Source organism: Deinococcus sp., from assembly GCF_030523985.1.
GTDB lineage: Bacteria > Deinococcota > Deinococci > Deinococcales > Deinococcaceae > Deinococcus.
On the sequence record NZ_JAUNHK010000098.1, the window covers coordinates 1 to 9,651 of the forward strand.

A 9,651-nucleotide genomic window follows, 5' to 3' on the forward strand; every position below is an offset into this window, starting at 1 on the left:
GCCACAGGCTTCAGGCTGTACTTCTCCTCAGGGCCGTTCTTGGGCCGCCCGAAGTGGCTCATCAGCACCACGCTCGCGCCGCCTTCCAGCAGCTTTTTGATGGTGGGAATGCTCGCTTCGATACGGGTGGCGTCTTGCACCACGCCGTCTTTGACAGGAACGTTGTAATCCACGCGCACGAGGACGCGCTTGCCGTTGACATCTAGGTTATTCAGGTTTTGCATATTTTTCTCCTGAGCGGATAGCAGATGGCTGATAGCGGATAGCGAAAAAGCCATCTGCCATCAGCCATCTGCTAGAAGCGTTTAGCCTTTTTTCTGAACCAGTTGCACGAGGTCGGCAATGCGGTTGCTGTAGCCCCACTCGTTGTCGTACCAGCTGAAGAACTTGACGAGGTTGCCCATCGCCATGGTCAGGCCGCCGTCAATGATGGCGCTGTGGGGGTCGCCCTGAATGTCGGTCAGCACGATGGGATCTTCGGTGTAGGCCAGGATGCCCTTGTACTTGCCTTCGGCGGCTTCCTTGAAGACCTTGTTGATTTCTTCCTTGGTAACTTCCTTGCTCAGCACGGCGGTCACGTCGCTGATGCTGCCCGTGGGGGTGGGCACGCGCAGCGAAGTGCCGTCGAACTTGCCCTTCAGACCGGGGTACACCTGGCTGACGGCCTTGGCCGCGCCGGTGCTGGTGGGGATGATGTTGATGGCCGCAGCGCGGGCGCGGCGCAGATCCTTGTGGGGCAGGTCGAGGATGTTCTGGTCGTTGGTGTAGCTGTGGACGGTGGTCATGATGGCCTTCTCGATACCGAAGGCTTCGTCCAGCAGCTTCATCGGCACACCCAGGCTGTTGGTGGTGCAGCTGGCGTTGCTGATGATGTGGTGCTTGGAGGCGTCGTACTGTTCCTCGTTCACGCCCAGCACGATGGAAATATCCTCGTTCTTGGCGGGAGCGGTGATGATGACCTTCTTCGCGCCGCCCTGCATGTGCTGGCTGGCTCCCTTGGGGCCTTCGCGCTCGGTGAAGATGCCCGTGGACTCGATCACGATGTCCGCGCCCATGTCAGCCCACTTGATTTGGCTGGGGTCACGCTCGGAGAGGGCGTGGATCTTCTTGCCGTTCACGGTCAGCGTGCTTTCGTCGTACTCCACCGTGCCGTTGAAGCGGCCCGCAGTGCTGTCGTACTTGAGCAGAGTAGCGAGGGTCTTGTTGTCGGTCAGGTCGTTGATGGCGACCACTTCGACGCCACGCGATTCCAGAATGCGGAACACCAGACGACCGATGCGGCCGAAGCCGTTAATGCCTACTTTCATAGGGAACCTCCAGGGAAAGGACTGTAGGGCAACCTCTCGAGTTGTCCACCGCCTTCCAGTGTACCTCCAAGCGGGCTGAACATTACCGAGAGGTGGGCTTCAAATCGAAGCTGACATTGACCGTCACCGAAGGGCTGCTCGTCCCCCTGTAGTTCACGCCGTAGTCGTGTGGGTTGAACTTGAACTGGGTCGCCACCTGCACCGTATCGCCGCGCAAGGTGGCCTTGACGGGGGCGACGATGGTCTTGGTCACGCCCTTGACCGTCAGCTGGCCCTGGGCCGTGGTCGCCACGGTTTGCCCTTCCTTGAGTCTGCCGCCGGACAGGTTCTGGAGTTGAAACGTCGCGTTCGGAAATTTGTCGGTGGCGAGGGCCGTCTCGCTCTTGGCGTGGCTGTCGCGCAGACCGTTCCCCGTCTTGAGGTCGCTCAGCGGTACGGTCACCTTGCCGGTGGTGCCCGTCAGCTGGGCGCTATCCAATTTGGCCTGGGCGCTGACGCCCGCGATTTCACCGCGCACCATGACCGGGCCGACTTTATGTTCAAAAGTAGCACTGCCGTTCTGGGCCGCGTAGGTCACGGGAGCCGCCAGCGCCGAAGTCGCCAACAGAGCAGACAGGGGAAGCAAAAAATTGACTGTTCTCATCAACAATCAGTCTTAGGGTCAGCCCTCTGAAGAGGATGAAAAATCCTAAAGCAGTGTGGCGGATGGGAGATAATACGTCTATGAAGCTCCGCGCCGTGCTGTTTGACCGAGACAACACCATCGCCTCCACCGACGAAACGGTGTACCAAGAGGCCGCCCTGTGGATCGGCACCCGCTTCGGGCTCGACCCCCGGCAGGCCGGACGGGTGCTGGCGGGGCTGTGGCGCGAGCAGGAAGGCCAGTGGTGGCACCTGCGCTCGCACGCCGAGGAAGAAAGCTTCTGGGAAAGCTACGGCGCCGAACTGACCCGCCGCCTGGGCCTCAGCCCCGAGGCCGCCGCCGAACTGATGAAGACCTACCCCTACGAACGCTACATGAAGCCCGTAGAGGGCGCGCGGGAAGTCCTGACCGAACTGCGCGGACGTGGCCTGAGAATCGGCGTGCTGAGCAACACCCTTCCCAGCATCGAGCGCACGTTGGACGCCATCGGCCTGCGCGATCTGGTGGACGTGCCGCTCGCCACCTGCCTGCTCGGCGTCCACAAGCCCGAGGAGCAGGCGTTCCTGCTGGCGGCTGAGGCCCTGGGGCTGCCCCCCGCCGAAATTCTGTTCATAGACGACCTGCCCGAAAACGTGGAAGCCGCCCGCGCTGTGGGGATGCGGGCCGAACAAATCGACCTGAGTGGGCAGACCGCCGGTGCCCTGCACTCGCTGCGGGAGGTACTGAGCCATGTCTGACGGCCCGACCATCCGCTTCGACGCCCACCTCGACCTCGCCTGGAACGCCCTCCAGGGGCGCGACCTCACGCTGCCCCTCGCTAAACTGCGGCGACAAGACCCCCTCCAGGCCAGCCAGACCGCCACCGTCAGCTTCCCCGAACTGCGCCGCTCAGGGCTAAAAACCTGCTTCGGCACCCTGTTCGCCCTGCCGCGCAATGCCAAGCACGACGGCTACACCGACCACGCGGGGGCCAGAGCGCAGGCCCTCGCCCAGCTTGCGCAGTACCGCCGCTGGCAGGAGGAAGGCTGGCTCTCGCTGGGGCCAGGGTCTACCGCCGCGCCCCTGCAAGTCATTCTGCTGATGGAAGGCGCCGACCCCATTTCCGGCCCCGACGACCTCCCGTTCTGGGCAAAAGCCGGTGTTCGCGTTATCGGCCCCGCCTGGGAGCGCACCCGGTACGCGGGCGGCACCGACGCGCCCGGCCCGCTGACCCCCGAAGGCCGAGAACTGGTGCAGGCGATGAAAGACCTCGACCTGACGCTGGACGCCTCGCACCTCGACACCGCTGCCTTCTGGGACGCCGCCGACATCGGCGTGAAGATGGTCGCCACCCACAGCAACCCCCGCGCCCTGGTGGACACCAACCGCCAAATCAGCGACGACATGGCGCGGCACATCGTCTCGACGGGCGGCGTCCTGGGGCTGGTCGCCCACAGCCGCTTCATCCGCCCCGGTTGGACAGAGGGAAACGAGCGCGTCAGCCTCACCGAATTCGCCCGCTGCGCCGAGCATTACGCCGCGCTGGTGGGCTGGGAGAACATCGGCATCGGCAGCGACCTCGACGGCGGCTTCGGCACCGAAAAGATGCCCGCCGGAATCGAGTGCTACGGCGACCTCTCGCGCTTTCTGGACCTCCTGCCCGAAGCCGCGCGAGATGGCGTGGCCAGGGCCAACTGGGAACGCTGGGTGCGGCACAACTGGTCGTAATGCCTATCGTTCTAAATTTCACAAACCGTAAATCAAAAGAATCTTTTCACAACTTGTATCCCCAAAAAAGCCCCGCACCAACTGGCGGGGCCACACTCTACTCCCTTACTCGCGCACCCGGACGCCCACCTCGGCGAGTTGCTGGTCCTCGACTGGGGAAGGGGCCTCGGCCATCAGGTCGCTGCCACGGTTGTTCTTAGGGAAGGCGATGACCTCGCGGATGCTGCTCGCGCCACTCATGATCATGGTCAGGCGGTCGAAGCCCCAGGCGATGCCGCCGTGCGGGGGCGTGCCGTAGTCGAGGGCGTCCATGAAAAAGCCGAACTTGTCGCGGGCCGCTTCCTCGCTGAAACCAATCGCCCTGAACATCTTGACCTGCACGTCGGGCTGGTGGATACGGATGGAGCCGCCGCCGATTTCAAAGCCGTTGAGCACGAGGTCATACGCCTGCGCCCGAATCTGGCCCTGCTCGGGGGTGTCGAATTTGGCGATGTCCTCCGGGTGAGGCGCGGTGAAGGGGTGGTGCATGAAGGTCCACGACGCGCTGTCCTCGTTGTATTCGAGTTGCGGAAAGTCCACCACCCAGGAGATGTGGAAGCGTGGCCCGCTCGCCGCGAGGTCGAACAGGTCGCGCACGGCGAGGCGCACCGCGCCCAGGGCCGAAACCGCCTTTTTCCACTCGCCTGCTGCAAAGAGAAGAGTGCCGCCCTGTTCGACGCCCGTCTGTTCGATGAGCTGCGCGGCAATGCCTCCCACAAACTTGGAAATACCGCCCGTAAATCCGTCTCCGTCGCGCTTGAGCCAGGCCAGGCCCCCCGCGCCGTTCTGCTTGGCGACCCGTTCGAGTTCGTCGATCTGCTTGCGGGTCAGTTCGCCCGTGGCAATGGCTTTGACCGCCTCTGCACCCGCAAAAGCCTTGAACTCGCCGCCCCGGAACAACTCCGTCACGTCCACGAACTTCAGCCCGAAGCGCAAATCCGGCTTGTCGGAGCCGTAGTCGTTCATGGCGTCGTGGTAGCTCATGCGCGCAAAAGGCGTGGGCAGGTCGTAGTCCAGTACCTTCTTGAACACATGGGCCATCAGGCGTTCCTGAAGTTCGAGCACGTCGTCCTGCTCCACGAAACTCATTTCCATGTCGAGCTGCGTGAAGTCGGGCTGGCGGTCGGCCCGCAGGTCCTCGTCGCGGAAGCAGCGGGCGAGCTGGTAATAGCGGTCGAAGCCCGAAATCATCAGCAGTTGCTTGAACAGTTGCGGGCTTTGCGGCAGGGCGTAGAACTCGCCGGGGTTCAGGCGGCTGGGCACCAGAAAATCGCGGGCGCCTTCGGGCGTGGACTTGGTCAGCATGGGCGTCTCGACCTGAATGAAGCCCTCGGCGTCGAGAAATTCGGTCACGGCCGCCACCGCCTTGGAGCGCAGCATCAGACCCTTTTGCATTTCGCTGCGGCGCAGGTCCAGGTAGCGGTACTTGAGGCGAATGTCCTCGGCCACCTCGCCGCCCTTGTCGAGTTCGAATGGCGGCGTCTTGGCGGCATTGAGCACCTTCACGCGGCTGGCAATGACTTCGTAGTCGGCCAGCCCGCCCTTGCGCTGGGCCTCGGGGCGCATCTGAAAGCGGCCTTCGATTTCCGCGACGTACTCGGAGCGCAGCTTGTCGGCCTCGGCAAACGCGGGGCTGTCCGGTTCCACCTGCACCTGAATAATGCCAGAGCGGTCGCGCAGTTCGATAAAAATCAGGCCACCAAGGTCACGGCGGCGGTTCACCCAGCCTTGCAGGGTCACGGTCTGGTCTTGATGGGAAGAGTTGAGCTGGCCAATCAGGGCGGTGCGTTTCACAGTTCTTCATTATGCCGCCTGAGCGCCAAGCCCGTCAGCGAGAGCAGCGCCAGGCTGCCGAGCAAAAAGTCCGGCCCGGCCTGGCCCCCGCCCCCCGATTCGTCGGCCAGATACCCGCCTAGTGCGCCCCCCACAACCGCCGCCCAGCCCAGCGTCAGCGAAAACCAGAGCTGCCGCTTATCCGAACGCGCCGCCCGCACCAGACCCAGCAGCAGCAAAACCTCTGCCCACCACGAAACGGGCGTGCGGGTCATGTAGGCCGACAAGGCCACATTCAGCCACACCAGCCGCCCCAGTTGCAGCAGAAGCAAAAGGAGGAGGCCACGTTCCCAGAGTCGGGGCATGGCCTCAGTGTGACGGCAGGGGGGCGGTCAGTCGTCCGACTTTTGGAGGAAGGTCGCCAACTCCCCGACCCCCACTGTCTGCTGCTCGCCCGTCACCATATTCTTGAGGCTGACCGTCCCATTGGCGGCTTCCTCCGACCCCATCAGGCCCACCCACACGGCCCCGCGCCTTTCCGCATCTTTGAAAGCATTCCCCACTTTCATGGCACGGTAGGCGAACTCGGTGCGGGCGTAGGCCCTGGCTTCACGGGCGAGCCGCGCCACCAGCGGCACATTTTCCTCGTCCAGCGCGACCAGATAAAGCTGCGGGCCACCTGGCGCGGGCATCTCCACGCCGTCGGCCTCCATCGCCAGCAGCAGCCGCTCGATACCGAAAGCCCAGCCGATTCCAGGCACCGCCGCTCCGCCCAGTTGCTCGGCGAGGCCGTCGTAGCGCCCGCCTCCGCCCAGCGCAGACTTGGCCCCCACGCCCTCGTGGTGCAGTTCCCAGGCGGTGCGGCGGTAGTAGTCCAGCCCGCGCACGATGGAAGGGTCGAGGTCGAATTCGACGTTCCAGTCGCGCAAATACTGCTGCACCTGCTCAAAGTGCGCTCCCGCTTCTGCGCCCAGAAAGTCCAGCATGGGCCTCACCCCCAGCTCGGCGATGAGTTCCTGGTCGCCCGCGCTTTTGCTGTCCAGAATCCGCATCGGGTTACGGGTCAGGCGGTCTTTGGAATCGTCGGAGAGGCGCTCGACATGCGGCGTGAACAGTTCGCGCAGATAGTCGTTGTAGGCTTCGCGGTCTTCCGGGTCGCCGATGGACCCCAGCTTGACCTTCACTTTTTTCAGGCCCAACTCGCGGACCACGTCCACCATCAGCGCAATCGCTTCGGCGTCCACCAGCGGGTCGGTGCTGCCGAACACCTCGTAGTCCACCTGATGAAACTGCCGCAAGCGGCCCTTTTGCACGTTCTCGGCGCGGAACATTGGGCCACAGAGCCAGATTTTGAAGGGCGCGGGCAGTTGCTTCCAGCCGTTTTGCAAATAAGCCCGCACGATGCCCGCCGTGCCCTCTGGGCGCAGAATAAAGCCGCCGTGGTCGCCGAAATAATAAACGGTGAACATCTCCTTGCGGACGATGTCGGTACTGCCGCCTACGCCGCGCTTGACCAGTTCGGCTTCTTCGAAGAGCGGCGTGTCTATGCGCTGCGCTCCGGCACGTTCCAGCACCCGCCGCGCCGTTTCGCGCACGTAATCGAAAGCGGCGGCCCGCGTGTCTAGCGTGAGTTTGGGACTGCCTTCGGGCAGGTGGTCTTGGGTTCCTTTGGGACGCTGAATCGCCATAGGGGGCAGTCTAAGGGGGAAGGGGTCTAGCGGTCTAAGGCTATTTGGCTGACCGTGTCCCGTTCGCCCGCTGGAGACAACCTCAAGCGGGGCCAGCGGCTTTTCATCGTCACATACAGGCCGTAGACCCAGGCCGTACTCGCCAGAAAGCCCGCCAGCACGTCGCTGGGATAATGCACGCCCAGATAGTTGCGGCTGACGCCGACCAGCACCGCCCACAGCACGCCGAACACGGCCACAGGCCAGCCCGCCCGCGAGCGCCAGAACACCAGCGCCAGCCCCAGCCCGAACGCCGCATTCGCCATCGCGTGCCCACTCGGAAAGGAGAAACCGGGTTCGCTCAGGACGGCGAGCAACTGGTCAGGCCGGGGCCGCTGAAAAATGACCTTGGCGACGACATTGAGCAAGATGGCCCCGCCGACCGACAGCACCAGAAAGGCGGCGTGAACGTTGGCCCGCTGACGGTGCAGCACCCAGGCGACCAGCAGCGTGAGAATCGGCAGGCCACCGATGCCCGCCACCAGGGCCAGCACCTCCGCCGCGTGCGTCAGCCCCGGCGTGCGCCGCGCCGCGTACCACTCCAGAATCGCCCTGTCCCACGCAAAGCCGCCGTGCTTGAAAATGTCTTCCGCGAGGTCGGCAAAGAGCAGGAGCGGCCCCAGAACGGCGACCAGCAGCAGCAGGATGGTGCGCCAGTGCTGACGAACGACGGAAGCGGTCGGTGAGAGAACGGGAACGGACGACACCCGCCCATTGTGCGCCCCGTGTCAGATGAATGTCAGCGGGGCGCGGGTGAAGCGGCCTTCATGCGCCAATCGGCTTAGGCCCGCGTGGTCATCTGACCGATGTGGAGCGCGGCCTGGGGCGGGCAGACTACCCGGCATGAACACGATTCTTGCCCAGACCCACATCGAAGCCCTGCACTACGAAGCCGCCCAGAGACGCCGCCCCCTGGCTCCAAGCTTTAGCCTCCGCTGGCGTTTTCCCTGGCCTCGGCTGCCCCTCGTCCTCTTTCCTGCAAAAACGCCTTGACACTTTGCGCCGCCTTCAGGTTCATGCCTGGGACGGCGGCAATCTGTTCGGGCGTGGCAGCGGCGAGGTCGTCCAGGCTGGTGAAATGTTCCAGCAACGCGTCCCGGCGCTTTGTCCCAATTCCTGGCAGGTCGTCGAAGACCGAGCGCAGCATCCCCTCGCCGCGCAATTTGCGGTGGTAGCTCACCGCGTAATGGTGAACCTCGTCGCGCACGCCGATCAGCATCCGCAGGGCGGGGTGCGTGTGCGGCAGCAAAAGCTCCCGGTTCACGCCGACTTCGGTGCCACTCTCCAACCACCACTGCGCCCCGTAGACCGACGGCAGAATCAGGATTTCCTCGCGCTTGGCGAGGCCGACGACAGGCACGCGCACGTCCGCTTCTTTCAGCGCGTCCAGGGCGGCATTGACTTGCCCGCGCCCGCCGTCGATCAAGAGGAGTTCAGGCAACGGCAATTTGTCCGCCAGGCTGCCCGTAAAGCGCCTGAAAATGGTCTGTTTCATCGCCGTGTAATCGTCGGGATGGTCGAGCCCGCGCACCTTGAAGCGGCGGTGTTCGCTGCGCCGCACCCGTCCGCCTTCGAAGACCACCATGCCCGAGACGATGTTGGTGCCGAACAGGTTGGAATTGTCGTAGCCCTCGATGCGCCAGGGCCGTTCGGGCAGCGCCAGCACGTCCTTGAGGGCGTCCAGGCCAGGATGGTCGCCCCGGCGTTCCAGCAGGGCCATTTCCGACTCCAGTCCGACGGCGGCGTTGCGCTGCGCCATGTCGATCAGATCGGTCTTGTCGCCGCGCTTGGGCGTTCGCATCACGACCTTGCGCCCCGCCTGCACCGACAGAAACTCGCTCCACAGCGCGGCGTCCTCGTACTCGGCAGGCAGCAGAATCAGCGGCGGCACATGCGTGGCCTGGGTGTAGTAGTCCTGCACGAACGCGCCGATGATTTCGCCCAAATCCGTCTCGGCGGCTCCCGTCAGAAAGCGCTTGTCGCGGCCCACCACGCGCCCGCCGCGCATCCGAAACAGTTGCACCATCGCAAACTCGCCCGCCTGCGCCGCGCCCAGAAAGTCGAGGTCGGTTTCCTCGCTGACGAAGGCGTGCTGCTCGGTACCGAACAGTTTTTCCACGGCCTGTACGCGGTCACGCAGCCTCGCGGCCTGCTCGAAATCCTGGCCCTGGGCGGCCCTCCTCATGTCGTCTTTCAGGCGAGCCGTCACCGCAGCGGCGCGGCCTTCGAGCAGGCTTTTGACATCCTCCACCGTGCGGCGGTAGTCGGCGGGATCGGCGGCGTCGATGCACGGCCCCAGGCAGCGCCCCATGTGGAAATTCAGGCAGGGGCGCGGCTTTTTCTGCATCGGCAGGCCACTGTTTTTTCGCAGCGGAAACATGGTGTCGATCAGATTTTTGACCCGCCGCACCGCCGAGGCGTCCGGGTAAGGCCCGTAATAGTTCGCCCCGTCTTT

The 9,651-nt window shown here is 64.1% G+C and carries 10 protein-coding genes; 2 read left to right on the forward strand and 8 right to left on the reverse strand.

The window, feature by feature from the left end; all coding sequences use genetic code 11:
• The 3 genes from pgk to Q4C89_RS12185 all read right to left on the reverse strand — a co-directional run.
• The coding region (gene pgk / locus Q4C89_RS12175; protein WP_303102887.1) for a phosphoglycerate kinase at positions 1–224 on the reverse strand (224 nt) is incomplete at its 3' end.
• An 81-nt stretch (positions 225–305) separates the two neighbouring features.
• Positions 306–1,307: a type I glyceraldehyde-3-phosphate dehydrogenase gene (gene gap, locus Q4C89_RS12180; RefSeq protein WP_303102888.1), complete on the reverse strand. Its 1,002-nt coding sequence runs from the start codon at positions 1,305–1,307 to the stop codon at positions 306–308.
• 82 nt (positions 1,308–1,389) lie between these two features.
• Positions 1,390–1,950 (reverse strand): YceI family protein, encoded by a 561-nt coding sequence (locus tag Q4C89_RS12185; protein ID WP_303102889.1) that lies wholly within the window; start codon positions 1,948–1,950, stop codon positions 1,390–1,392.
• A gap of 80 nt (positions 1,951–2,030) precedes the next feature.
• On the opposite strand from Q4C89_RS12185, the gene Q4C89_RS12190 reads away from it, so the two are divergent.
• Together Q4C89_RS12190 and Q4C89_RS12195 are read left to right on the forward strand one after the other, a co-directional pair.
• Positions 2,031–2,687: an HAD family phosphatase gene (locus Q4C89_RS12190; protein WP_303102890.1), complete on the forward strand. Its 657-nt coding sequence runs from the start codon at positions 2,031–2,033 to the stop codon at positions 2,685–2,687.
• Entirely contained in the window at positions 2,680–3,657 is a 978-nt protein-coding gene (locus tag Q4C89_RS12195) for a dipeptidase (protein WP_303102891.1), read from the forward strand. The genes Q4C89_RS12190 and Q4C89_RS12195 overlap by 8 nt, the downstream gene beginning before the upstream one ends.
• 105 nt (positions 3,658–3,762) lie before the next feature.
• Here the strand turns inward: Q4C89_RS12195 and aspS are convergent, their stop codons facing one another.
• The 5 genes from aspS to uvrC all read right to left on the reverse strand — a co-directional run.
• A complete protein-coding gene (gene aspS / locus Q4C89_RS12200; RefSeq protein ID WP_303102892.1) occupies positions 3,763–5,490 on the reverse strand; it encodes an aspartate--tRNA ligase in 1,728 nt (575 codons plus the stop codon).
• Positions 5,487–5,834 (reverse strand): hypothetical protein, encoded by a 348-nt coding sequence (locus Q4C89_RS12205; protein ID WP_303102893.1) that lies wholly within the window; start codon positions 5,832–5,834, stop codon positions 5,487–5,489. Before Q4C89_RS12205 ends, aspS begins: the two co-directional genes overlap by 4 nt.
• A gap of 27 nt (positions 5,835–5,861) precedes the next feature.
• Positions 5,862–7,157: a histidine--tRNA ligase gene (hisS, locus tag Q4C89_RS12210; RefSeq protein ID WP_303102894.1), complete on the reverse strand. Its 1,296-nt coding sequence runs from the start codon at positions 7,155–7,157 to the stop codon at positions 5,862–5,864.
• Between the two features lie 26 nt (positions 7,158–7,183).
• Positions 7,184–7,903, reverse strand: coding sequence for a phosphatase PAP2 family protein (locus Q4C89_RS12215; RefSeq protein WP_303102895.1), 720 nt, complete (start codon positions 7,901–7,903; stop codon positions 7,184–7,186).
• Positions 7,904–8,121: 218 nt separating this feature from the next.
• A partial coding sequence (gene uvrC / locus Q4C89_RS12220; RefSeq protein WP_303102896.1) for an excinuclease ABC subunit UvrC occupies positions 8,122–9,651 on the reverse strand: 1,530 nt, incomplete at its 5' end.